The sequence below is a fragment of the Rickettsia endosymbiont of Orchestes rusci genome (assembly GCF_964030945.1).
Lineage (GTDB): Bacteria > Pseudomonadota > Alphaproteobacteria > Rickettsiales > Rickettsiaceae > Rickettsia.
This window is the reverse complement of the sequence record NZ_CAXIQG010000004.1, coordinates 169,675-195,975: the sequence shown is the minus strand read 5'-3', so window position 1 is coordinate 195,975 and position 26,301 is coordinate 169,675. Positions and strand designations below refer to the sequence as shown.

Here is a 26,301-nt window from a genome sequence, read left to right as displayed (position 1 = left end):
ATGTCTGATCAAGCTATTAATGCTGTTGAAAAAACTTACGGCAATACGGCTTTAACTTTGGCTGCCGGTAAAGCCTTAGAAAAAATTTGTGAAATGCTTATTTCTAAAATGTCTGTTCAGGCTATTAATCAGGTTAATAATAAGGGCTTTACGGCTTTAACTTGGGCTGCCGGTAACGGCTTAGAAAAAGTTTGCGAAATGCTTATTCCTAAAATGTCTGACCAGGCTATTAATGCTATTGAAACATACGGCTATACAGCTTTAACTTGGGCTGCCGGTAACGGCTTAGAAAAAGTTTGCGAAATGCTTATTCCTAAAATGTCTGTTCAGGCTATTAATGCTATTGAAAAAACTTACGGCAATACGGCTTTAACTTTTGCTGTCGAGAAAGGCTTAGAAAAAGTTTGCAAAATGCTTATACCTAAAATGTCCAATCAGGTTATTAATCATGTTACTAATGACGGCGATACGGCTTTAACTTTTGCTGCCGGTAAAGGTTTAGAAAAAGTTTGTGAAATGCTTATACCTAAAATGTCTGACCAGGCTATTAATCAGGTTAATAGTAAGGGCTTTACGGCTTTAACTTGGGCTGCAGGTACCGGCTTAGAAAAAGTTTGTGAAATGCTTATTTCTAAAATGTCTAATCAGGCTATTAATCAGGTTAATAAATACGGCAATACGGCTTTCACTTTGGCTGCCGAGAAAGGCTTAGCAAAAGTTTACGAAATGCTTATCCCTAAAATGTCTAATCAGGTTATTAATCACGTTACTAATAGCGGCAATACGGCTTTAACTTGGGCTGCCGGTACCGGCTTAGAAAAAGTTTGCGAAATGCTTATTCCTAAAATGTCTAATCAGGCTATTAATCGCGTTACTAATAGCGGCAATACGGCTTTAATTTGGGCTATCGGTAATGGCTTAGAAAAAATTTGTGAAATGCTTATCCCTAAAATGTCTGATCAGGCTATTAATATTGTTGAAAAAATTTATGGTCACACGGCTTTAACTTTAGCTGCCTATAGGTCCTTAGAAAAAATTTGCGAAATGCTTATCCCTAAAATGTCTACTGAGGCTATTAATGCTATTGAAACAGCTTACGGCAATACGGCTTTAACTTTGGCTGCCGAGAAAGGCTTAGAAAAAGTTTGCAAAATGCTTATTTCTAAAATGTCTGTTCAGGCTATTAATCACGTTACTAATAGCGGCAATACGGCTTTAACTTTTGCTGCCGAGAAAAGCTTAGAAAAAGTTTGTGAGCTACTTATTCCTAAAATGTCGGATCAAGCTATTAATACTATTGAAAAAACTTACGGCAATACGGCTTTAATTTGGGCTATCGGTAATGGCTTAGAAAAAATTTGTGAAATACTTATTCCTAAAATGTCTGATCAGGCTATTAATATTGTTGAAAAAATTTATGGTCACACGGCTTTAACTTTGGCTGCTTATAGATCCTTAGAAAAAATTTGCGAAATGCTTATACCTAAAATGTCTAATCAGGCTATTAATCACGTTACTAAGAATGGTGAGACAGCTTTAAGTTTAGCTCAACAAAATGGTTTTAAAGATATATGTAACTTATTACTTTTGAGAACAAACGAAATAACAACGTGGGCAGTAAAAGAAATAATTTATGACAAACCGCTTTTGAATCATCCGGAATTGCTAGGGGCTGCTAGGGATAAATTTAGCTTAAAGGAAATAGGCGAGCGGATTGATGAATTAAGCCCGTGTTTAATAGATGCAGCAATTAATAGCGAGGAGGGGGAGCTTATTATATTGGGTGGTTTGATGAGTTTAGACAATAGCGCAGCACCTACGGGCTAAAGATGTTGCTTGGCAGTATATTATTTAATCTTTTAAAGGAGGAAAATATGAAAAAGCTGATAGAGTATTTAGAAAAGAAAGAATTTATAGAGGAAGCTAATAGTTTACGCAACGGCGGCACTTCTCTTAAACTTTCCGAGAAAAATATAGGAGATGTAGAAATTAAGGAAATCATCGAGTTACTAAAGAAAAATACTACTCTTATTTCTCTTAGTTTTTGGGGTAACAAAATAGGCAATGCAGGAGCTAAGGAAATTGCTAAACTGCTCAAAACTAATAAAACTATTACCTCGCTTGATCTTGGGTATAATAATATAACAGGAGCAGGAACAAAAGAACTTGAACAAGCTTTAAAAATAAATGTTACTCTTATTTCTTTTAATCTTGCGTGGAATCAAATAGACACATTAATAGCTAAAAAGGTTAAAGGATATTTATTAAGAAATCTCGGCATAGCAAACATAGCAAAGGAAAATGATAACAAAGAAAGTTGTGTAATGAGTTTTGAAAGTATAGAGGTTTAGGGTTTAGCTTAAGAAAGGAGCAAATTGCCCCCGCTTGTTGAATAGGTTTTTGTTACGATTACGCATAACCTTGTTTTATGGAAAAAGTGTTGTAAATTCCTATAGGAGGGACCAAAATATTTTCTTATTTCCATATATTATTTCCCCATAACATATCTAGAAACTCTCTTATAGGCCAAATAGTAATTTCTTTATTTTCTATAGTAATTACGCGTTTTGTTTTTTCATTACTAATAACATGTAATTTACAATCATGTTCTTTACCAAATTCTAAAAGTCCTTTTAGATGATTTTTTTGTATAGAAGAGGAAATTTTAACTTCAAATGCATTATCCTGTACAATAAAATCAACTTCATAACCTTCTTTTGTACGCCAATAAAATAACTGCTCTCTTTTATCGTTTAAGTATTTATAGGCTATCAATTCTAGAAACACATAATGCTCAAAAGCTTTACCTGCTTCAAATCCTACCATCTCTTGATATTCATATTTTCTTAAATAATTGACAAGAGCTATATCAAACAGATAAAATTTTGGCGTTTCCGTGATAATTTGTCGTTTAGCGCGTGATTTATAAGGATATAAATGATAACCAAGATACATATCTTCTAATATTTCAAAATATGTCCTAACGGTTTTTGCGTCTACTGCACAATCTCGGGCAATATTACTATAATTTATCATCTCACCGTTAGAAATTCCTATAATTTCTAAAAACCTAGCAAAAGCTTCCCTTTTTCTAAGATTTGCCTCAAATTGAACTTCCGGTAAAATATAATCATATAAATATGAGGCTAAATATTTATGGATATTCAAAGGAGCTAAATAATGGTCAGGAATAAGTCCGTGATTAAATATTTTATGCCAATTCAGTTCTTTTAGTTCAGGATAACATAGCGGTAGAAACATATATCTCCAAGCTCTACCTCCAAGTAAATTAGCTCCGGTTGATTTTAATCTTCTTGCACTTGATCCGCAAAGAATAAACTGTAGAGATTTATTTGATTCTATTAAATGATGGACTTCATCCAGAAGTAAAGGTACTTTTTGTACCTCATCGATAATAATAGTAGATATTTCAGTCTTTGCCTCTATTTCCTCACGTAAACGTTCAGGGTGCTGAAAATAAATTCGATATATATCCGCTTGTAATAAATCTATATACAGAGCTTTAGGAAAGCGTTCTTTTAAATATGTTGATTTACCGGTTTTGCGAGCTCCCCATAAAAAACAAGATTGTCCTTTCGGTAATTCCAAATTTAAAAATCTCTTTATAATCATGAGTATATTCCTAATAAATCCGATATTTAAGGATTATACTCCTAATATATCCATTTGTCTCTCATTTTTTATATAACAACTACCTTAAATTCTTACATATGTAATTCATTATAAATTTAGAATTTTGTTTTTATATAACTTTTAGTGCTGTATCATAAATTAATAAGTATGTTAAGTTTTAAATAAACTTTATTCAAAGCCGTTTATGAGTTCGATATATCACATCCTTGACCATGCGCCGGCTATTTATGCCGAGGAGATGCAAATAGAATATGAATTATTAGCGCAGCAATTGATTAAGTCGGGAAAGCTGCGGATAGACACGGATGATTGTTGTAATTTTGCGCGGTTTTCCGATCCCACATTTAATATTAGTTTAATGGTCAGCAAAGAGGAGTTAACCTCGACTGATTTAATTCCTCACACTATTAATTTTTTTAAAGCTCTATATAAAAATTCAATTTCCGATAAAAAAATAGAAGCGATTTTTGCCGATTTAAAAAAACAAATCCATAAATTACGCCCCATAAATAAAGAGGTTACAGAAAAATTAACGCGGATTTTTGTCCAATCAGCTCACCCGATCGTGATAAAATGGCTGTTATATGGCAAAGTCGAGGTATTTATTACTTACTCCCATAATATCGGTGACATGATGGATATTGTCGATTGGCAGCGTGCCGGCTCTAATAGCGGTATGCAAAGTACTAACGGTAAAGACGTTGCTATTTTTGTCTCATGCGGAGGTAACCCCTTCGGTGAGATAAGCAAAGATCATCCGACTTACGGCAACGGTTGGCCGGCAGTTGCAAGACTGCAAATTATAGCCGCTCAAGAGTTAGGTCATTTTGCCGATATACAACGCGATAATTTGGGGCGGCAAGTCGGTCGCCATTCCGCTAATTTTTCCGGTACCAAGGCATCCCCTGCAGCCAGCCAAAGCAGGAAAGACGATATAATAAATTGTAACACCTTACTTCATAAATTGCTTAAAGCCGGTATGAACAAACAAATACAATATGAAACAAAACTTAAATTTTATCATAAAAATAATATTTACGGTTTAAAAATTTATTGGCTCAAATTAATGATCTTTATATATAAATATCAACTTTTAAATTATGCCGATAAACACGATCTAATTTTTATTAGAAAATTCAAAAGCGATCGATATATGGGGTTAATGATTGAAGCAATGTTTAAGGATATGCAAGCTAATTTGTCCCCGATGGCAGATGTTTATAAAAATAAAAATCCGGAAATTGAAGAAGCTATCGCTTGTATCGAAGCACTAGCTAGGGTTCCGCAACAAGTGATGAAGTGGGGCTATTTAACGACAATGGCGACTATGAAAGACCTTTATAAAATATATTATAACGAGGTTATACCATCGCTGATTACAAGCTATACTCTCGTGACCGGCAGGTCTTATAAACGTAATTTAAAAAAACCGCAATCTCTGACTAATCTATTTTCCACAATAAATATTTTCGGCAATAAAAAATCAGTGCTAAAGCCACACAGAGAGTTATAGCTTTTATACTTTTTATGAGATTATTCACTGCATGGATACCGGAATCGTCTGAGCTAAGGAGGTACGTAGTACCGACCTGGCAATCAAGTATAAACATATTTTTATACTAAACTTGCCACCTATATAAATTTTTTGGTATTCTAATTAAATCCCTCATTATATTCGGGATAGCCTGGATTGCCACAGCCACTTCGTAATGACGGGTTTTTTGTGTTAATTTCTGAGCCATGCAACAACGCCCCACGTCGATGCTAAAGCATTTCCTCGCAATGATGACTTGGAGTTAACTACGGCTAAATTCAGAAAGCATAAGAGCTGATGAATTTAAAGACCGCTATACCATATCACCTTAACCCGCCACTTTTAAGCCGCCTTTTATTTTCATATCATTTTGCTTTATTGCATAATTTATAAGCTCATCAACAATAGAATTCTTAATAGTATTTGCTATATTTCCTTCTGAATTTTTTTGGATAGTTTCGGCAGCTAGCTTATCCAAGCTTATTGATTTGATATGCGCAAAATAAACTTTATTACCTATTTGAAAAACCGGCGTATTACTACCGGTTTTAGTTCTGAAAATCGATAATAATATCTCCGGAGATAATGTTGTATCATTTTCAATTTCCGATCTTATATAGCTTTGCCGGCTTACCTCGATTCCTACTCCGTTAAGGGTTTTAATATCTTCTTTATCTGATTTATATTCCTTTGCTAAATCTTTTATAGTTTGCAAATTAATATCGGCTAAATATTGTTTATTCCAGCTAACTGCTACTTGATTTTTGATAATAGAAAACTCCGGAATTTTTGCCTGTTGAATCGCTTTTAACTCTACTAATATAAGGTAACTTTTATCTTCAGATTCTATAGGATATGATAATTCGCCTTCTGCAAGTTCAAAAATACTATCGACATTCTCGGCAATTATTTTATTTTCAATGAGTTCTTCGTAACTTACGTAATTAACATTCTGCAACGGTAATTCATATTTTTCGGCAATCTCGACTAAGGTTGAGCCGGCGGCTACGTCATCCTCTAGATTTTTCGCAAGCTCCATATTAAGCATGTCAATTTTTTGACTTAGTAATAAATCATATAATTGCTTTTGTACTGCCTCAAAACTCTTATCACCGAACTCTTCTTTATTCTCATTATAAAAATCTAATAATTCTTCTTTAGTAATACTAATCTTTTTCTGTAAATTTTGATTAGATATCTTAATATAAGAAAAGCTACGTTTTTCCGGTATTTCAAATAAATTTTTGTTATTTTTATAAAAATCCTCTAGTTGTTCATCACTCGGCAGGGGAATTTTTAAATCTTTCGGTTTGTTTTTCAAATTTATTTGTAACAACTCAACATTTCTTTTTTCCGCCATATAATTAACGATGTTTTGCGTCATTACCTTAGGGACATAAAAACTTTCTAAAAAAATACTGACAAGAATATTTTTTAAAGTTTTTTCTTTGAAGTTTAATAAATATTCTTCTTCATTAAGATAAGAATTTCTGAAATAAGTTTTAAAAATTCTTATATCAAAAACTCCTTGTTCATTTTTAAAAACAGGTGATTCCCTAACTAATTCCGTAACGGTATTATCGCTTAAATCAAAATCATAATAGGCAACTAAATAATCTAAAATATTATTATATATAAGCCTTTTCATAACTTGCTTATCGATATTTAACTGATTTATCTCTTCTTCGCTTAAATTCGTACCCATTTGTTTTTGAATAGCATTAATTTCCATAGATTTTGCTTTCAAAAAATCTTCTCGGCTTATATTTTCGGCATGAGTAAAAGTAACGAAGTCGCCGCCGACCGCTCTAGGTAGGATATCTTTAATCCCCCATCCGACAAAGGCAAAAGCAATCATGGCAAATAAAACGCGCATTACAAAGCTATCGGCAGTTTTTCTAATATTATCGAGCATAAATTTTTACTTAAACATTTTAAAAGGATAGGAATACTAATATAAAATAGTTATGAAGAGCGTTATCTGCAAGTTATTTCGTTTTAAAAGTGATTATTGTTTATTATATGGATAATTAAAACGTCACTGCGAGCGACTGGAGGCGTTGTTGCATGAGTCGAATTTTCGATGTCATTCTAGCTAAAGGCGGGAATCCAGAAAAAACACTTAAAATAAACAAAATTATATAAAAATTTACTATATAATTCGCTTAAATATTTTCTGGATTCCAGCCTTTAGCTAGAATGACATCGAGTGTGCTTTAATTATCCACGCAACAATGCTGAACTAGAATGACATCGATGTAAAGCCAAGTTGCAAATAATACAAAGCTAGTATATAGTTAGGGCTTGGAATTAGAAAATATAGGTTACTTAATGATAAATATACTTCTTTTTATTCATATTGTCATCGCAGTTTTATTAATTATAGTTATTTTAATGCAACGTAGCGGTTCCGACGGGATTAGCGGGCTAAGCGGCGGTAATAATATGGGAGTAGTCAGTGCTAAAACGGTCGGTAACTTTCTAACTAAAAGCACCGTGGTACTTGCAACGTTATTTTTGGTGAATGCTATAGTACTTGCTAATCTTTCATCCAAGAAAAGACCTGATTTAGCTACTAAGATTAACCAAGAAGTTAATCAAGAAGGGAATAGTTTACCGATAGCGAAGTAATATAGGTTTTTCGATGTCATTCCCGCGCAGGTGGGGCGTTGTTGCATGGCTCGAAATCCTTATAAAAAAACACCGTCATTGCGAGGAGGCACAAAGTGCCGACGCGGCAATCTAGGAAAAAATAGCAAAAAATGCTATGAAACTTATTATTTTCTGGATTCCCGCCTTCGTGGGAATGACATACGGCACTTTTTTAGAGCCATGCAACAATGCCTAGAGGTATAGGGAATGACATATATACAAAATGTATCAATTAAGTTAGGAATATATGCAAAAAATAGTAGAACTAAAGAATATAAAAATAGGGAATGAACTGCCTTTTACTTTAATTGCCGGTCCTTGCCAAATTGAAAATTTAGATCATTCATTATTTTTAGCGGAAAAAATTGTAAAATTAACTAGCAAACTCGGCATTCCTTTTATTTATAAATCTTCTTTCGATAAAGCTAATAGAACTTCGGCAAACGGCGTTCGAGGTCTTGGACTTGAGCAGGGTCTAAAGGTGTTGGCTAAAGTAAAAGCAACCTTTAATTGTCCTATCGTTACAGACATTCATACGGCAGAGCAGTGCATAGAAGTCGCAAAAATAGTCGATATATTACAAATACCGGCCTTCTTATGCAGGCAGACGGATTTACTACAGGCAGCAGCACGAACTAAGAAAATAGTGAATGTTAAAAAAGGTCAATTTTTAGCTCCTTGGGATATGAAAAACGTGCATGCAAAATTGCAGGCTTTCGGCGCAGAAAATATTTTGCTGACGGAACGAGGCGCATGTTTCGGTTATAATAACTTAGTATCGGATATGCGTAGCCTTGCAATAATGGCAGAGACAAACGCCCCGGTAATTTTTGATGCTACCCACTCTGTTCAGCAACCCGGCGGCATGGGCAGTAGTAGCGGGGGGCAACGGAAATATGTTGAACTGCTAGCAAAGGCCGCTATTGCCGTCGGTGTTGCAGGGATTTATATGGAAGTACATCAAGATCCCGATAACGCGCCGAGCGACGGGCCTTGTATGATAAGGCTTGATAATTTAGAATCAGTCCTTATTAAGCTTAAAAAATACGATGAAATTACTAAGAGCTGAAACCCGTCATCAACAAGTGTAATTTTCTAGACAATGATAGTATCATATGATACTATCATCTTATGAATAATAAACCTCCTTTTCAAATAACTAATAAAATCCTAGAATTATTACAAAATATTTCTCATGAATTAGGTGTTTTATTCGGTGCTAAACTTTACTGCCCTCCCATAAAACTTAGAAAAAATAATCATATTAAAACTATACACTCTTCTCTTGCAATTGAAGGGAATACCTTAAGCATAAACCAAATAACCGATTTAATAAACGGGAAGAGAGTATTAGCTCCTGAAAAAGATATTATTGAAGTTAACAATGCTATCAAATTATATAATAATTTGAATATATTAAATCCCTTATCAATAAAGTCATTATTAGAAGCTCACAAACTACTGATGCAAGGTTTAATAACTGATAATGGGTGTTGAAGCGGTGCAGCTATATTTAAAGGTAAGGAAATAGCTCACCTTGCTCCTCCTGCAAATCGTGTATCTTTATTAATGGACGATTTGTTCTATTTTATAAACCGCAATAATAATATTCCGGGAGTGATTAAAGCTTGTGTGTTTCATTATGAATTAGAATTTATTCATCCTTTTTCAGACGGTAACGGCAGAATGGGAAGATTATGGCAACAATTATTATTAATTAAAACTAATGCTATTTTTGAATATATTTCTGTTGAGAGTTTAATAAGGAACAACCAAAGTGAATATTATAGTATTTTAAATCAATGTGATAAGCTTGGAGAATCTACATTATTTATTGAATTTATGACTGCTCAAATATTAGCAGCATTAAAACTATATACTAATGATGCCGTACCTACAGCTAATACTCCCTTACTACGGCTTGAGATTGCTAAAATTAATTTATCTGATAAATGGTTTTCTAGAAAAGATTATATTTTCATACATAAAGATATTTCTACTGCAACGGCTAGTAGAGATTTATCTTTAGCGGCAGACAAAGGAATTTTAATTTATAGAGGTGACAAAAATCAGGCTTATTACAAATTTAAAGAATAGTATTACAAGAGGGTTTGATACCTTATAGCTCTATAAAGTAATTTAATTCTTCTATTGCTTTGCCGAGTTTCGGCGCGTTGTTGCATGGATACCCAAACCGTCATGGCGAGGCGGCATTGTTGCATGGCTCTAAAAAAGTGCCGTATGTCATTCCCGCGAAAGCGGGAATCTAGGAAAAAACACTTAAAATAAACAAAATTATACTATATAATTCGCTTAAATACTTTTCTGGATTCCCGCTTTCGCGGGAATGACATCGAAAATTTGAGCCATGCAACAACGCCGCCGCTGCAAGTGGTGCGGCAATCTAGAAAAATATAGTCCTCCTGAATTTATTTCAGGATATCTTTTAATAGATGCTGAAACAAGTTCAGCATGACAAGAACTGGATTGCCACGTCGGCATAAATGCCTCCTCGCAATGACGATTCCGGTAGCCGTGCAACAATACCGACTAAAATCTTTATGATTGCTTGGGGTTTTCCTTAGCGCGGGAAAATAGCCTTAGTGAAGGGTTTTATCAAGAGGCTTGTAGAACTCCATACTAATATTTAATAAAAAAATGAAGCGTTAGTTAAAACGCTTCATAATTCATAATAATTAGTAGGGTTTTTTCAAGATGAAGTTATAATATACTACAAGTATATCTTCTATTACAACTAGATAATACTACTATAGTGATTTTCTACTCCTGTTAAAGATATTTCTTCTTCTTGTAACTGTTGTAACTGGTCAGCATTACTAAAAACTTTATCGCTATAGTGATCTTCTACTCCTGTCAAAGGTATTCCTTCTTCCTGTAATTGTTGTAACTGGTCAGCATTACTAAAAACTTTACCGTTTAATGTTGTAGTAGCGTTCTTTTTGCCCCAATAATAACCTATAGCCGTTCCTATGCAACCCCCAATCAATAATGTTGTTGTGGCTGCTGCTCCTACTATTAAATAAGGATTAATCTCTGTTCCCGATTCGTCATTATTCAAAGCCGGATTATATTCGGTAGTTAAGTTATTAGCAGCAATAGTGGTATTGATTAATTCGGTAGTAGTAGTCGTTGTCGTAGGGATAAGAGAAAAAAGATAATCTTGTACAGCTCTTAATGCGCTTTCGGTCGTACAATTCTCAAGACCTAAAAAACTGGCGATATCGTTTAAAGAAATTACATTATCCGTAACGTTATAACTTTTGCCCAAAATATTAGCAGTATCGTTTTCTACAGTTGTATGCTGCTCTAATATGAGAAATTTTTGAGTATCATCGTTGGTAAATATATCTTTAATATTTACAGGATTTTCGCAGTTAGTTTGTAAGGCAAATGGATTAGCATCGTTTAATTGCTTTATGAGATTATTAAAATTACATTTTATGCTTTCAACAAATATACCGCTTATTTTTTTATTATCTTCAGTAAATATAGAGGTATATACTTTATTGCCCAAGTGATGAAAGCCTTGTTTTGTATTTCATACAAGAGTGCTAAAAATTTCATTTTTAAATATAGGTATTAGACAAGAAAAGTTAGGCATATAATTATCCTTTTATTTAATTAATTTAAATGATTAATATTAATCATATTATTTGAATTCAGATTTGTGGTTTTTCATAAATCTTAGTAATAAAAAGATTTATAAAATGATATTTATTAATCAGGAGGAGTTATTAAGGTAATTTAACTATTATGTCAATAATAATATGAAGATTATTTAATACATAACTTAAAAATATTGTATAAATTTTAGAAAATATAATTAATTATGTTTAAATTTGAAGGAATTAAAGTATAATGCAATTACTAAAATCGATGCTTATGAGCGATGTCGCAGAGATGAATTAAGAAAAAATAATTTAGTTATTTGCTGGGAAATCTTGCTTTAGCAATTTCTATTAATGATTCAAAAATTTCGTTTACTTCATCGCCGGAGAAATAAGTTGAAGTTTCTTGGTTAACAACTTTAAAAAAATAGTCGTCTAATGCTTTAAGTATTAAGCTTAATTTACTTTCATTTTTTTCCCAGCGAACAATCAAATGCGGTTTAATAATCTCAAGAGCCTCTAGCGCAATTTTAGCTGTTATTTCATATTCATTTTCGGTGAATTTGTGTTTCGTAAGTTTCAGCAATTCATCGTAAAATGCTTGAGCATCAGGGTTATTGTGTATTTTGCTAGGAAGCTCTTTAACAAAATGTCCTAAAGCTAATTTTGTAGCTAATTCCTTTACTTCCATTACATGATCTTCTTCAAGTAGCTCTTTTTTTATATTATCTTTCTCACTTAAACGTTTTTTTCGATATTCTTCAATTTTTTTATTTAAAAGTTCGGAAAATTCTTGGTAAAAAGTAGGTGATTCATTCATCCGCTCGACAATAGTATTTTTCATTGCCGCAACAATACAATCGGCTTTTGATGAATTACTTACGCCTTGTTCGGCAATAATTGCCGTCAGTTGGCTCAAATCATGAATATTAACCTTTTTAATAATAGTGTAGGCAGGAAAGGCAATAATATGATCGTCAAGGAGCTTATGAATTTTCGGCTCATATTCTTTGATATTAAACATCTCTTGGTAACGGTTTCGTACGGCATTTTTAAGTTCGGTAAAATTCTGCCAGTCGGTGTGAAATATATTTAGCTTTTCAGGAAAAATTTCATAGACTTTTTCGGACGCTAAAGCAATACGCATATAAGAGGTAAATTTTTGAAGTTTTAAATAAAAATCATTCCTAATAATATTATCGGCTAAATGTTGCTGTAATTGTTCAGTATTTGATTTATTCGGTACGCTTGCAAAAATATTCCAAATATCTTGATGCAATTTAGGAATTTCTTCTAATTTTTTTTGAATATCATACACAGTACCCTTTAAATCTTTTTCATCAAAATTTTTAAGAGCACGATATTTACCAAGCGTTTTATGTAAATTTCCAAGTAATCCTTCATAATCAATTATATATCCGTGTTGTTTAAGATTACTGTCCTCCTCTTCAAATAAGCGATTTACACGAGCAATTGCCTGCAAAAGAGTATGTTCCTTTAATTGCTTACATACATAAAGAACAGTATTGCGTGGAGCATCAAAACCGGTTAGTAATTTTGAAACGACAATTAAAATTTCCGGATCGCTAGCTCCTTTAAAAGCCTCAATTATTTTGTTATTATAATTCCCTTCTGAATGGTATTTTTTTAGCATATCTTTCCAGAAAGTCTGAACATGATTTCTAGAAGTACGATCCACTTCCTCATTATCTTCACGATCATCCGGCGGAGAGATAATAACCTCACATGTTACGTGACCTATCTCGTCTATAATATTCTTAAAGCGAATAGCAGCAGCTTTAGAAGGTGCTATTAATTGAGCTTTAAGACCGGTTCCTTGGCATGTTTGCCGATAATGTTCGGAAATATCTATAGCTTTGGCGTAAATAGTTTGTTTAGTTTGAGACAATTTAGAAGCACAAGCAAATTTTGATTTTAAAATATCTTTTTTATCATCCGTTAATCCTTTAGCAACACGCTCAAACCATTCGTTAATTACTTTGCTGCCAAGCTTTTGCTCAATATACCGGCTTTCATAAATTAAAGGAACTATAACGCCGTCACGTACCGCTTCATCTATGGTATATGTATGAATAAACTCGCCGAATTTTTCCGTGCTGGCTTTTTCTTTTTTTAAAAGAGGCGTACCGGTAAATCCTATATAGCAAGCTTTCGGCAAGATACGTCGCATCTTTTGAGCAAAAAGACCTGCTTGAGTACGGTGTCCTTCATCGACAAGCACAAAAATATTACTATCATCGTCTTCAAAGCTTTCGCTAGCTATTTCCGTATTAAATTTAGCCGTATTAAACTTATTAATTACGGTGGTTATAAGCGTCTTTCTATTCTTAATTAATTCAATTAAGTCTTTTCCCGAACCGGCACATACCGGCTTAAACTCGCAGGATTTAAACGTATTTTTAAGTTGGTTATCAAGATCAGTGCGATCGGTAACCAAAATAATACGAGCATTAATTATATTCTTGATTAGTGCTTTGGTAAGCATTACCATAGTTAGGGATTTACCCGTGCCTTGCGTGTGCCATATTACTCCGCCTTCTCTCTTCCTTGTTTTATCAAATCGGCTTACTCTTTGCATAGCGGCACGTACACCAAAAAATTGAGGATAACGTGCTAATTTTTTTATTCGCCCGTCAAAAATACAAAAATCGTGGATAAGTTCAAGTAAACGCTCAGGACGACATAACGCATAAAGACCACGATCTTGTGCAGTAACCTTGAAAAAGCCTTGCGCTTGTTTTTTCTCAAAATTAATTTCTTCAGATGCAAAATCTCCGGAAAAAAGTGTTAGTTTTTCTTGATTTGTCAGAGGTCGATTAATAAGTTTGTAAATATCCTCCTCCTTATCTTCCGTGTCGTGCCAAATTTGCCAATGTTTTTTGGGAGTGTTGACTGTACCGTATTTTACTTGCGTGGTACTAACGGCAAGTAGTAATTGAGCGTAATGGAAAAGATGCGGGATTTCGTCCGCTCCTTGGTTACGTATTTGCTGAGAAATAGCTTGCTCAATAGATATATCAGGGTTTTTATTTTCAATAATAACAAGAGGGATGCCGTTAACGAATAACACAATATCACAACGACGGGTTTTAGAGGAATTACTGCATTCTACTCTCATTTCAATCGTAGCATGATAAATATTGTTGTGCGGATTATCCCAATCAATATATTTGAAAGAGAAGCTTTTTCGGGTGCTATCAATAGTTTTTTCGATACTAGTACCTAAAATTAAGTCATCATAAATTTTTTGATTAGCATCCATTAAACAGTTGTTCGAGGCAGATGAGAGTTTAAGCTTGTGGATTGCTTCTTTAGCGTCTTCTATGTCAAAATTGTAATTTTTATCACGAAAGGTAAAATTATTAAATTCTAAGGTTTTTTCTATTAATATATCTTCAAGTAGCACATTACTTAATTTACCGCGCCTTTTTTGTACCTCTTCTTGCGAAAGCGGTATATAGCCAAACGTAATCAGCGATATCATCGCCGGCACCTGAGAAGTAGCTTTTTCGTTAGGCTTAAAGGTCATAGTTTGTAACCGTTTTAAAGATATTTAAAGTCTTCCTATATTAAAAAATTTCGTGTATTACTAAAAATAAGGATTGGGCTTTTCCCGGTCGACAGTAGGGTATTGGTCTATCCGATGCCCTATTGTTTTTTAAGATTGCACAAAACATCTACTATCTCACTTCCTCATCCACTTTCACCCGCCATTGACCGGTTAGCAGCTTCTGCATCAAACCTTGTTTTTGGTTTTTAATAATGGAAATTTGCTTTTTATATATTTCTAGTTCGCTACATAAACTACCAAGCAAATTAGCAATTTTGTTTTGCTTATCGATAGGCGGTATATACACGGTATAATTATGAATAGGTTCTTTTTGAATACTTGGTAGCCCTGTACCAACTCTTAATTTCATAATTTTAAGCTCATTTTTTTTAAGCTGGAAATATAAGAAATATTTATTAATATTTGTAGATAAATCCGTAATAGCATAACAACTACCGCCAAGCCAAAATTTTTCCTTACATAAATTTATAAAACCACATGAATTGCCACCACCACTAATAGTAATAGTGTCTGCTTCTGCATTCCATTCATTCGTAAAACCTGATGGAGTTATACCACCGTTCCAAGCAGGGTAAATACCGCCTTTCATATCAAGACGATTTAATTGTTTCCCTTTTTTGATATTTGATATGCTAGAAAGTGACGTAGGTAACCATTTTTCATTTGTTGCCTGATTCTTAAAAATATTTTGAGCAATTGCTTTATATTTTTTTTCTTTGGCTTCGTATAATTTTTTTAGTTCCCATATCGCTTTATCCCAAGTACGTAAGATAGAGGCAATTTTTTGTTGTTCTGGGAAAAAAGGAAGATAAAAAGGTTGTAACGATAGTAGTTCCCAATCTGCTCTAGGCATTTTAGAGCCAGTAGTCTTACATGCAGCTTGTATAAATTTTGTAGATTGTACCAAATAAAATAAAAACACTTTGTCGCATTTACTTACATCAGCTTTAAATACCCAAATTTCTGTTGAACAAACACCATCAAAATTAGGTCTTAAAAATTTTCTCAAATTAGGGCGTAGCTTACCAAATAAAGTGTCACCAGATTGAAAATGATTTTTAATACTTACTGTATGAAGCGACTCAGTACTACCAAGCAAAATTCCTGTTTCTTTATCTATATGTTCTAGTTCAATACATGGATAATTAAACCTTACATTTGGTTTATGTCTCTCTTTTCCTAATTTTACAAAATTATAAAACTCAGTAAATTCGTTAGCTATCATTTTTTTTATTCTCTTCTTAGGACTTAAGTATATATCATATTAATTTTTTGAGTTAAACATCAATCCCCAGCTCCTTTAAATAAGCTTTCATCTGCGTATGTATGTCTATTAATTCACCTTCAATTTGGCGGATTTCTTTTTGTAGCTCTGCTATATCAATTTCCTCTTCTTCCTCAAAGGTATCGACATAGCGGGGGATATTAAGGTTAAATTTATTCTTGCGGATTTCTTCAATCTCGGCTAGATATGCATATTTATCGACCGATTTACGTACGCGGTAAGTATCAACAATTTTCGTAATATGCTCTTCTTCTAAGTAATTTTGTCCTTTGCCTGCACGAAAAAATTTGCTAGCATCGATAAATAACACATCTTGACGTTTTTCATTTTCTCCTCCCGATTCTCGTGAGCGATCAAATACTAAAATAGCCACAGGTATACCGGTTGAGCTAAAGAGATTGGCAGGTAACCCAATTACTGCATCTAGTAAATTTTCTTCAATTAAATGCTGTCGTATTAGCCTCTCGGATGAACCGCGAAATAGCACGCCGTGCGGTACGACTATTGCCGCCCGTCCCTTACGAGATTTAGTGGTTTCAATCATATGGCTGATAAAAGCATAATCGCCTTTAGTTTTAGGTGGAACGCCACGCCAAAAACGTTTATGCTCATCATTAGAAGCATTTTCATACCCCCATTTGTCTAAACTAAATGGTGGGTTAGCAACAACAACATCGAATTTCATTAACTTACCACCGTCCAGTAACGTGGGGTGATTTAGCGTATCTCCCCAATCAATATGCGCATCGTCCTTTGCATGCAAAAACATATTCATTCGTGCTAATGCCCAAGTAGAGCCGTTCATTTCCTGACCGAAAAGTGCATAGTTATCACTCCCCACTTCTTCGGCTGCATAAATTAAAAGTGAACCGGAACCGCATGCCGGATCGCAAATTATATCCCCGGATTTTGGTGCTGCGAGTTTAGCGAGCAACCGTGATACTTGCGCAGGAGTATAGAATTCGCCGGCTTTTTTGCCGGCATTCGAGGCAAAATTTGAGATAAGATAAATATAACATTCGCCTATAATATCTTCATTTACCCGACTAGGGTTTAAATCCAATGCCGGTTTATTAAAATCTTCTAACAAACTTTTTAAACGGCTGTTATGTTCTTTGGTTTTGCCGAGGCTAGATTCGGAATTAAAATCAATATTACGGAATACGCCGGCTAATTTAGAACGGTTTGCCTCTTCTATTTTCTCTAGTGCCGTATTAATAAGTTCTCCGATATTTGCCTCATTGCGTTTAGCGAATAAATCGTAAAAACTAGTACCTTCCGGCAGAAAAAAACGTTCGTGTTCTAAGCGTAGGCGAATACGTGATTCGTCGCTACCAAATTCCTTAATGAATTTCGCTTTGTGATCTTCCCATCTATCGGATATATATTTGAGAAACAACATTACAAGAATATAATCCTTGTAATTTGCCGGATCCATTACCCCACGAAACGTATCGCAAGCAGCCCATGCAGCTCTATTTATTTGCTCCTGTGTTATTTGCTTGTTCATATAGTGGTATTGTCCTTATTATTTATAATTAAGCTATCTTTGATAAAATTAAAATTATGTTAAATAATTTAGTTATTTTAATAAGCACTAAAAATTATTTATTCAACCAATTAATGAAAATTATAGATGTAAAATATTTAATCGGTAATAAAAATACCATGAAGTTTTTTTTACTATCGATAAATAAAGAAAAGGATAAAGGAAGTAGTTGATTGGTTTGCTAAGTTCTGTGCAGGAATTTTAAATCTTGTTATATAGCGTCATCGCAATCGCTTGATACAAGCGAATTTTTCTGGATTCGCCTGTGTTCCGTATTATTAACGGCTAGCGCAGACTCATACTTAAATTCATCTTGTCTAAATCTTTCTGAATTTAGCTGTAGTAAACTGATTTGAAGTTTGGCAAGCACAAGAAAAAATTATTACGTTTTTGATTATGTAGTCGGTCATGAAAACCCCTATAGTAAACGTAAAATTACGGCAAGTTTTGACCACCAAAAAACCGAGTTAAAAGCACTTAGGCGGCCGGGGAGTTCAAAGAAACCGTTAGTAACAGTTTACAATAGCTTTTAGGTTTAAAGCATGCACCTTAGACCCTGAACATGGCTAGCGTCACCCCGAGTGTGCCAAGAATGCAGAATCAGAAGAAGAGGATGCAATGCTGTATTTGACATGGTGGAAGGTCCACCGGAATCGAGCTGGTATGAGCAGATTCCAAACAACCTTAAGCTGCTGTATTCTAAGGAATATGGTAGTGAGCGTTAAGGAAAAGGCCCGCAAGGGTCATGTGAGATTTATGTAGGTAAACGAAAGTGAATTGCTGTAATTAAGTGTCGAAAGACGGTTAAGTTCTCTGTCAAAACCTTTGGCTTTTGGGGGCTGAAGGGATAAGTTAGCTAACTGTCATACAATAGTTGAGCTATCGGCGAGCGGCACAGGAGGCAGTACGAACATAAATTAGGGTCAGATACGGAACTTGGGAATCAATAGCACTTTCCAGCTATTGAGGCAGATGCAGTTGTAGTAGTGAAGAAGCTTCTGTAATGGAAGTGGAGCGAAGGGCTGCATGTGGAGCGACATAATAAAATTAACAACTAAGCTAATTAAAGAAGGATTAATTAATATTATGTCAAAGAGGTACAACATAACTCAAGAGGAAGTCGACGAAGCGTGGAAAGCGGTGCGTCGAGCAGGCGGAGGTTGCGGGATAGATGGTAAATCTATCAAGCAGGTAGAAGAAAAGCTTGATGATGAACTATATAAATTATGGAACAGATTAAGCTCGGGAAGCTATCAAGCATCGCCTGTAAAGATCGTTTCCATTCCAAAAACTGGTGGAATACGAAAGCTTGGGATACCAACTGTGATCGACAGAGTAGCACAAACGATCATTAAGAACCGATTAGTGAAAGAAATAGATCATCAATTCTATGACGATTCATATGCTTATCGAGAAGGTAAATCAGCAATAGATGCAGTTTTAAAGACTCGAGAAAGATGTATGCAAAACGCCAAGGGATGGGTCGTAGACATAGACATTAAGGGCTTTTTCGATAATCTAGATCACGAACTGCTGCTTGAGCTACTGAATGAATATACAAAAGACAAGTTAGTATTATTGTATAGTCAGAAGTTTCTTAAAGCGGGATCTATCGAAGAAAACCAAGAGCTAGTAAAACGAGATATCGGCACTCCTCAAGGAGGAGTGGTAAGTCCCTGAACGCAATTGACACATTTTCACTAAGTTGTATCATTTCATTAAATAATCACCCAATTTATCAAGCTGGTCGTAGGTTTGCAGTTTATCGTTGGGGTGTTACTTCAGAATTTGATATATCCAGAGAAAGTGTGGTATGCAAGACAAAAAGAAAAAGCCAAAATGGCACGTCACTACCCAAAGTATCTACAATTTTGGACGAGAAGAACGACTGCAATCAGCTTATGAAGTTGTCTTGCCAACAGAAAAAATTGCACTAAAGGGGAAAGACGATGTTAAATTTAAAATTGTTAAAAATAGGACTGTATGCTCGGGTATCGAGTGAAAAGCAAGCTCAAGAAAAAACTATTAATTCTCAAATATCATATATTATTGAGCATGCAAATACTTTAGGAGAAAAGATTGATCCAGATTTACATTTTATTGATGATGGTATTAGTGGAGCTTCATTAGAACGCCCCGGTTTAGATCGCCTTAGGGATAAAGCACTTGCAGGAGAAGTAACTAAAGTATATATATTAAGTCCTGATAGATTGTCTAGAAAAAGTGCACATCAAGTATTACTTATTGAAGAAATGAAACGATTAGGAGTAGCTTTTTCTTTTGTTAATAGGAATATTGGTGACACACCTGAAGATCAAATGCTACTACAAATCCAAGGAGTTGTAGCAGAATATGAGCGAGAAAAAATCTTGGAAAGATCAAGACGTGGTAAACTTTATGCTGCTAGGAGTGGTAAAGTAAATGTATTGGGAGGAGCACCTTATGGTTATTATTATCAAAAAGCTACAGAGATAAAGGATGCTAGCTACCTTATACATTCTGAAGAAGCACCCATTGTTAGAGAAGCATTTTTGCTTTATTGTCAAAAGAATTTTAGTATAGGAGAAATTACAAAATATTTTACAAATAAATCTTATCTAACACGAACTGGTAAAACATTTTGGGAGCGGTCAGTAATATGGGGGATGCTGCGTAATCCAGCATATAAGGGATCAGCAGCTTTTAGAAAAACAAAAAGAGTTACAAGAAATAAAAAAACCAAGCTGGCATTAGATAGTAAAAATCCATTGCGTAGCGAACTTTCTAGCTCAAGAGATAGACCAAAAGAGGAATGGATTTATATAACAGTTCCAGTAATAATTGATGAAAAGATATTTGATTTTGCACAACAAAAACTAAAAGATAATATTAAATTTGCTCCTCGCAATAATAAGAAGCATAATTATTTGCTAAGTGGATTATTGCGTTGCAAAACATGTGGTTATGCCATTTATGGCAAGCCGGCATCTAACAGTAAATATAAAAGATTATATTATCGCTGTGCAGGACAGGATGGTCACCGTTGGGCAGATGGTAGGGTATGCACTGGACATCCTGTTAGAACTGAAGCGTTAGATGATTTAGTATGGAAATCAATAAAAAATCTTTTATTGACTCCGGAAACTATCATAGATGAATATCAGCGTCGTTTAAAATCCTATAAGACTGATTATGGGGCTGTTGTTATACAAAAAAATAATGAAGTTAATCGCTATAAAAGAGAGCGAATTAGGTTAATTGATCTTTTTCAAACAGGACTAGTGGAAAAAGATGAAATAGAAACTAAATTAAAAAATATCCGTGCAAAAATTGAGCAACTTGGTAATGAAATTAATTATCTAAACAACCAGGAAAAGGAATCAAAAAAGCTACTAACTGTAATTCGTAATTTAGATGACTTTTCCAGCAAAATAAATAAAAATTTAGATTCACATACTTTTGAAGAAAAAAGAAACATAGTGAAATTTTTAATCGAAGAGGTAGAGGTAGATACTGTGAGCGAAGAGATAAATGTAAAACATATTATTCCATTAGATTCTCAAATGTGTCAATTGCGTTCAGGGACTTATTAGCCCGGTATTTGCTAACTTGTATTTACATGAAGCCTTTGATAAGTACATGCATAATGAATATCCAAGAATCCCATATCAAAGGTATAGCATAATCCATTAAGGTATTGACAAGTAGCATAAAATAAGTAAATCTATGTGCGAAAAAGGAAAGAGATGGTCCGAGCATATCCATACGAACTAAGAACAAAAGCATTAGAGTTAATAGATAAAGTTAAGTCAGTAAGTAAAGTTAAGGAGTTATTAAATATATCTAGGCAAACATTATACAAATGGCAAGCTATTCAAAAGAAAGAAGGAGATATTCAGCCGAGAGTAGGCTATCAAAAAGGTCATAATAAAAAGCTAACAAATATGCCGGAGTTTAAGGAATTTATAGATAATAATGCCGATAAAAGCCTAAAAGAATTAGCAAAAATATCAAATAAATGGTCAGCAACGACAATTTGGCGAGGTATAAAAGCACTAGGATATAGTTATAAAAAAAACTTTTACGCACCCCAAAAGGGACGATGGAGCAAGGAATGATTTTATAGCTAGAATCAAAACTATTTCAAAAGAAGATTTAGTGTTTATGGATGAATCCGGAATAGAAGACAATGCATGCTTGTAGTACGGTTATAGCCTAAAAGGTAAAAGATATTACGATAAGAAAATTTACCAACATAAAACAAGAGTAAGTATGATAGCAGGGCTTTGCAATGGTAAAATAATAGCTCCAATAGTTTTTGAAGGGACTTGTGATACACTAATTTTTAAGAGTTATGTTGAAGATTTTTTGATCAAAGAATTAAAACAAGGTCAAGTGGTTGTTATGGATAATATTAATTTCCATAAGAATTCCAAGGTCAAAGAGCTAATAGAATCTGTAGGTTGTAGTATTTTATTTTTACCTACTTACTCTCCTGATTTAAATCCAATTGAGCATTATTGGTTTAAATTAAAAAATCAAATTAGAAAAACTGCAAAAGACTTCGAACATTTTTTTGATGCTGTTTGTTATAATCTGTCCATATCTTAATGGATTATGCTGTATGCAGATGATATAGTTGTGCATTGTGCAAGTCAAAAGCAAGCAAATTACATATTGGATAAAATCAGCAAGAGGTTAAAGGAATTTAAACTTGAGCTGAATGCTGAAAAGACCAAAATTGATGTGGCTATAGTATTCCGGACAGTTAGTATGAGACAATATTAACAGAAAGGAAATACAGTATGACAAAAACAAAAATGTATTCTAGTGAATTTAAAGAATCAGCAGTTAAATTGGCAACTGAATCGAAGCGACCTGTTATTCAGACTGCAAAAGAATTAGGTATCAGTAAGAATACTTTATATAGTTGGATAGATAAATATTCTAAACAATTTGAAGAATCAATAACAAGAACAGATGAACATCTGTATGATGAATTAAAAAGATTAAAGAAAGAGCTGGTGATAGTAACACAGGAGCGTGATATACTAAAAAAGGCTGCAGCGTACTTTGCAAAAGAGTCCCTGTAAGGTATGCATGGATAAAGAAGCATCAAGATGATTTCTCAATTGCAATTATGTGCAAATGTATGAAGGTATCACGTAGCGGTTATTATGAGTGGTTAAATAACCCTGGATGCAATAGGGATAAAGAAAATAGAGAATTAACCTGTAAGGTTAGAGCTATTTTTCAGGAAGGTAGACGAAATTATGGATCTAGACCCATTAAAAAGGCTTTGTTGAGGCAAGGCATAATTGTTAGTCGTAGGAGAATTACAAGACTAATGAATGAAGCTGGCTTAGTATGTAAAACTAAGTATAAATTTAAAGCAACTACTGATTCTAAGCATAATAAGCAAGTTGCTCCTAATTTATTGGATAGACAGTTTAAAGTTTCTAATGTTAATTGTTATTGGGTTGGTGATATCACCTATATCCCAACTGGAGAAGGATGGTTATATTTAGCAACAGTTATTGATCTATTTTCTAGAAAAGTAATAGGCTGGTCAATGAATAGTAATATGAAAGCTGATTTAGTTAATAATGCTTTGCTAATGGCAATATGGCAACGTAAACCACCTAAAAAGCTTATTTGGCATACTGATAGAGGTAGCCAATATTGTTCTGATAATCATTTAAAACTTATAAAACAACATGGTATTATACAGAGTATGAGTCGTAAAGGAAATTGCTGGGATAATGCTGTTGCTGAAAGCTTTTTTCATACTATAAAAACAGAATTAATTTATCAACATAAATTTAAAACTAGGGAGGAAGCAAAACATGCTATATTTGAATATATAGAGGTATTTTATAATCGTATAAGAATGCATTCTGCTAACGATTATCTATCACCAGTACAATACGAAAAAATACAAAAATGTGCGTAAAAAACTGTCCGGAAAACTGTTGACAGATCATATAGTATATGCCGGTAGATATAATGACTATGACCAAGATGGTCACAAAACACCAAGAAAGTTCACCTTTTTGGGATATGACTTTAAACCAAGAGGTTATAAAGGTAAGACAGTCTATACACCAGCTATGGGTGTTGGAGCTTTATTGATGATAAGGCAGAAACTGCAAAAATTGGGGATTTTATCAATGACTCACAAAACAGTTCAAGAGTTAGCAGACAGAATTAACCCGGTATGCAGAGGATGGATAAATTACTACGGTCACAGTAGAAGAAGCAGTTTGTACAAACTTGCAACCTTAATGGACAAAAGAATAGCGAAATATCTGAAAAAGAAGCATAAAATGCTTCATGGTCAAGCATGGAAAATGCTTAGAACAATCAAAAAGAAATCTCCTAATCTCTTTGTTCACTGGTACTTGATTGCCTCAAATCCACAAAGAGCCGTGTGTGGGAAAACCACAAGCACGGTTGTGTGTCCAGAGAAACTGGTATGTTCAGTAGGAGATAGACCTACTAGATTAAAAGTTAGAGATCTATAGCTAGGATAGCAGCATGGTGAGAAATCAAGATGTTGGAACCTATCGACAAACTTATCTATAGGGTAAGAGCGAATTATCAGGCCGCAGCGAAAGCGAACACATAGATGGCTCCGAAAGTGTGAAGCCCCGAAGGCCGAGCTAGCGACCGTAGAGTGAAGGCAATATGTTCAACTGAAAGCTAACTGATACAGTTGAGCACTTCGGCGGAGTGGTAGTGGCAGCATGATAATAAGGACATATTAAGTGACTGGAGAAGTCCTCCTCATCCCAGGAAGAAATCTTCTGGAGCAAGGTAGATTCTATAACTAGAAACACTAGGAAATGAATTGAAGATGAGAGGATGGCGGATGGGTGTGTATTAGCAATGAAGCAGGGTAATGTCTGTGGAGCAAAGGCACCCTACTGATAACATTATTCCAACAACAAGGGAGGTAAAGACGAATGATAAAAACGTCTATAGAATTACAAGACCTGAGAAGGAAGATATATATCAAAGCTAAAGCTGAAAAGCAATGGCGATTTTGGGGATTATATGTTCATGTATGTAAGATAGAAACACTAAGAGAAGCCTACACGCTAGCTAAGCATAATAAGGGAGCACCTGGAATAGATGGTGTTACCTTTGAAATGATAGAGTTAGCTGGAGTTGAACAATTTCTGGAAAACATACAAACAGAATTACAATCCAGAACCTATTATCCTGACAGGAAAAGGGTAAAGGCAGTTCCTAAAGATAATGGAAATAAAATGAGGAAGTTATCCATACCAACTATCAAAGATAGGGTAGTGGAAGGAGTGCTAAAACTGATTTTAGAACCAATATTTGAAGCTGACTTCCAACCGGGATCATATGGATATCGCCCTAAACGGACTGCAGCTGCAGCTATCGAAATAGTTACAGTAGCAGCAATTAAGGAAAAGACAAGAGTAATAGATGTAGATTTACGCTCTTACTTTGACACGATTGCTCACGTCCAGCTATTTACAAAGATAGCAGAGCGTGTAAATGACAAAGATGTTATGAAACTACTAAAACTGATAGTTAAAGCTGGTGGAAAAAGAGGCATAGCTCAAGGCGGGCCACTATCACCTCTTTTAAGCAATATTTACCTAAATGAAGTAGATAAAATGCTAGAAAGAGCAAAGTGTGTGAGCAAACTAAAAGATGGCTATGACCACATAGAGTACGTTAGATGGGCTGACGATCTGATCATACTGATTGACGGCTATAGAAAATGGCAGTGGATAGAGAAAGCAATCAATATAAGGCTAAGACAAGAATTGTTAAAAATAAAGGTTGAACTAAACGAAGAGAAGACAAAGACAGTCGATCTAAAGAATGGTGAGACATTTAGCTTTTTGGGTTTTGATTTTAGACGAGTAAAAACTACGCAAGGTAAAATTGGAATCCAGAAGACGCCTAGAATGAGAGCGCGAACTGCCCTGCTAGAAAAACTAAAAGAGATATTCCGCAAGTTTATATCGCAACCAGTTGATAGAGTAACATACCTTATCAACCCGATATTGCGAGGCTGGATAAATTACTTTAGGATTGGTAACTCTAGCCGTTGTTTTGGATATGTACGAGACTGGGTAGAGAAGAAAGTAAGACGCCATTTAATGAAATCACGTGGATTGAAAGGCTTCGGCTGGGAAAGGTGGAGTAGGAGAGACTTGTATGAGAAGATGGGATTGTATAACGATTACCAAATTCGATATTACAGACCTTTGAAAGCAATAACAGCGGATAGGCCATAGGCAATGATAAGAAGTTATCAGGAAAGCGTAATACGGGAAATCTGTACGTTACGTTTGACGAGGCGGGTGATGGAAAACGGGGGTAATAAGACCTACCGCGCCATTGCTCGACCCTACCTGTGAGCACCTCTGGTCAATACAGGGG

General features: G+C 34.5%; 21 protein-coding genes and 3 pseudogenes. 14 read left to right on the top strand and 10 right to left on the bottom strand.

Translation table 11 applies throughout. From position 1 onward, the window contains the following. Together AAHM91_RS04520 and AAHM91_RS04515 are read left to right on the top strand one after the other, a co-directional pair. Nucleotides 1–1,827, top strand: coding sequence for an ankyrin repeat domain-containing protein (locus AAHM91_RS04520; protein ID WP_342270730.1), 1,827 nt, complete (start codon nt 1–3; stop codon nt 1,825–1,827). 47 nt (nt 1,828–1,874) lie between these two features. Continuing rightward, nucleotides 1,875–2,351 carry a leucine-rich repeat domain-containing protein gene (locus AAHM91_RS04515; protein WP_342270024.1) on the top strand — a complete coding sequence of 159 codons (477 nt, stop codon included), beginning with the start codon at nt 1,875–1,877 and terminating at the stop codon, nt 2,349–2,351. A gap of 124 nt (nt 2,352–2,475) precedes the next feature. Here AAHM91_RS04515 and AAHM91_RS04510 read toward each other — a convergent pair whose 3' ends face one another. Both AAHM91_RS04510 and AAHM91_RS10940 read right to left on the bottom strand, forming a co-directional pair. After that, the gene (locus AAHM91_RS04510) at nt 2,476–3,261 is read right to left on the bottom strand and encodes an ATP-binding protein (protein ID WP_342257197.1); all 786 of its coding nucleotides are present in this window, start codon (nt 3,259–3,261) and stop codon (nt 2,476–2,478) included. Between the two features lie 30 nt (nt 3,262–3,291). After that, nucleotides 3,292–3,633, bottom strand: a pseudogene (locus AAHM91_RS10940) (AAA family ATPase); the annotation flags it as partial. A gap of 205 nt (nt 3,634–3,838) precedes the next feature. On the opposite strand from AAHM91_RS10940, the gene AAHM91_RS04505 reads away from it, so the two are divergent. Continuing rightward, nucleotides 3,839–5,167 carry a DUF2748 family protein gene (locus AAHM91_RS04505; RefSeq protein WP_342270022.1) on the top strand — a complete coding sequence of 443 codons (1,329 nt, stop codon included), beginning with the start codon at nt 3,839–3,841 and terminating at the stop codon, nt 5,165–5,167. A gap of 106 nt (nt 5,168–5,273) precedes the next feature. Here AAHM91_RS04505 and AAHM91_RS04500 read toward each other — a convergent pair whose 3' ends face one another. Then, complete coding sequence (locus AAHM91_RS04500) at nt 5,274–5,396, bottom strand: hypothetical protein (protein ID WP_342270021.1); 123 nt, start codon at nt 5,394–5,396, stop codon at nt 5,274–5,276. Between the two features lie 120 nt (nt 5,397–5,516). Next, nucleotides 5,517–7,103, bottom strand: coding sequence for a peptidylprolyl isomerase (locus AAHM91_RS04495; RefSeq protein WP_342270020.1), 1,587 nt, complete (start codon nt 7,101–7,103; stop codon nt 5,517–5,519). A gap of 416 nt (nt 7,104–7,519) precedes the next feature. Here AAHM91_RS04495 and secG point away from each other — a divergent pair, with 416 nt between their 5' ends. From secG to AAHM91_RS04475, 4 genes and pseudogenes are all read left to right on the top strand, one after another. Beyond that, on the top strand, nt 7,520–7,819 hold the full coding sequence (secG, locus tag AAHM91_RS04490; protein WP_253308241.1) for a preprotein translocase subunit SecG: 300 nt from the start codon (nt 7,520–7,522) through the stop codon (nt 7,817–7,819). A 45-nt stretch (nt 7,820–7,864) separates the two neighbouring features. Continuing rightward, entirely contained in the window at nt 7,865–8,044 is a 180-nt protein-coding gene (locus tag AAHM91_RS04485; protein WP_342270019.1) for a hypothetical protein, read from the top strand. Nucleotides 8,045–8,087: 43 nt separating this feature from the next. Next, nucleotides 8,088–8,909 carry a 3-deoxy-8-phosphooctulonate synthase gene (gene kdsA / locus AAHM91_RS04480; RefSeq protein ID WP_342270018.1) on the top strand — a complete coding sequence of 274 codons (822 nt, stop codon included), beginning with the start codon at nt 8,088–8,090 and terminating at the stop codon, nt 8,907–8,909. Between the two features lie 62 nt (nt 8,910–8,971). Next, nucleotides 8,972–9,937: pseudogene (locus AAHM91_RS04475) on the top strand (Fic family protein). Nucleotides 9,938–10,153: 216 nt separating this feature from the next. On the opposite strand, the gene AAHM91_RS04470 reads toward AAHM91_RS04475, so the two are convergent. The 6 genes from AAHM91_RS04470 to AAHM91_RS04445 form a co-directional block, all read right to left on the bottom strand. Next, complete coding sequence (locus AAHM91_RS04470; RefSeq protein WP_342270017.1) at nt 10,154–10,381, bottom strand: hypothetical protein; 228 nt, start codon at nt 10,379–10,381, stop codon at nt 10,154–10,156. Nucleotides 10,382–10,595: 214 nt separating this feature from the next. Then, complete coding sequence (locus AAHM91_RS04465; protein WP_342270016.1) at nt 10,596–11,375, bottom strand: DUF5460 family protein; 780 nt, start codon at nt 11,373–11,375, stop codon at nt 10,596–10,598. A gap of 410 nt (nt 11,376–11,785) precedes the next feature. Further along, nucleotides 11,786–15,019 (bottom strand): type I restriction endonuclease subunit R, encoded by a 3,234-nt coding sequence (locus AAHM91_RS04460; RefSeq protein WP_342270015.1) that lies wholly within the window; start codon nt 15,017–15,019, stop codon nt 11,786–11,788. A 151-nt stretch (nt 15,020–15,170) separates the two neighbouring features. Next, the gene (locus tag AAHM91_RS04455) at nt 15,171–16,286 is read right to left on the bottom strand and encodes a restriction endonuclease subunit S (protein ID WP_342270014.1); all 1,116 of its coding nucleotides are present in this window, start codon (nt 16,284–16,286) and stop codon (nt 15,171–15,173) included. Between the two features lie 52 nt (nt 16,287–16,338). Further along, on the bottom strand, nt 16,339–17,856 hold the full coding sequence (locus AAHM91_RS04450; protein WP_342270013.1) for a type I restriction-modification system subunit M: 1,518 nt from the start codon (nt 17,854–17,856) through the stop codon (nt 16,339–16,341). A gap of 250 nt (nt 17,857–18,106) precedes the next feature. Beyond that, nucleotides 18,107–18,265: a palindromic element RPE3 domain-containing protein gene (locus tag AAHM91_RS04445; protein WP_342270012.1), complete on the bottom strand. Its 159-nt coding sequence runs from the start codon at nt 18,263–18,265 to the stop codon at nt 18,107–18,109. A 656-nt stretch (nt 18,266–18,921) separates the two neighbouring features. Here AAHM91_RS04445 and AAHM91_RS04440 point away from each other — a divergent pair. The 7 genes and pseudogenes from AAHM91_RS04440 to ltrA all read left to right on the top strand — a co-directional run bounded on the left by AAHM91_RS04440 (nt 18,922) and on the right by ltrA (nt 26,156). Continuing rightward, entirely contained in the window at nt 18,922–19,575 is a 654-nt protein-coding gene (locus tag AAHM91_RS04440) for a reverse transcriptase domain-containing protein (protein WP_342270011.1), read from the top strand. A gap of 269 nt (nt 19,576–19,844) precedes the next feature. Continuing rightward, nucleotides 19,845–21,467 carry a recombinase family protein gene (locus tag AAHM91_RS04435; RefSeq protein WP_342270010.1) on the top strand — a complete coding sequence of 541 codons (1,623 nt, stop codon included), beginning with the start codon at nt 19,845–19,847 and terminating at the stop codon, nt 21,465–21,467. Nucleotides 21,468–21,620: 153 nt separating this feature from the next. Then, a pseudogene (locus tag AAHM91_RS04430) lies at nt 21,621–22,485 on the top strand (IS630 family transposase). A 6-nt stretch (nt 22,486–22,491) separates the two neighbouring features. Further along, nucleotides 22,492–22,662 (top strand): reverse transcriptase domain-containing protein, encoded by a 171-nt coding sequence (locus AAHM91_RS04425; protein WP_342270009.1) that lies wholly within the window; start codon nt 22,492–22,494, stop codon nt 22,660–22,662. 17 nt (nt 22,663–22,679) lie between these two features. Continuing rightward, nucleotides 22,680–23,827, top strand: a protein-coding gene (locus tag AAHM91_RS04420) for an IS3 family transposase (RefSeq protein ID WP_410526146.1) whose coding sequence is annotated in 2 segments (ribosomal slippage) — nt 22,680–22,926 and nt 22,926–23,827 — 1,149 coding nt in all. Because the reading frame shifts where the segments join, the coding sequence is not laid out codon by codon here. Between the two features lie 19 nt (nt 23,828–23,846). Next, a complete protein-coding gene (locus AAHM91_RS04415; protein WP_342270008.1) occupies nt 23,847–24,398 on the top strand; it encodes a group II intron maturase-specific domain-containing protein in 552 nt (183 codons plus the stop codon). Between the two features lie 441 nt (nt 24,399–24,839). Then, nucleotides 24,840–26,156 (top strand): group II intron reverse transcriptase/maturase, encoded by a 1,317-nt coding sequence (gene ltrA, locus AAHM91_RS04410; protein ID WP_342269646.1) that lies wholly within the window; start codon nt 24,840–24,842, stop codon nt 26,154–26,156. Nucleotides 26,157–26,301 lie beyond the last annotated feature (145 nt).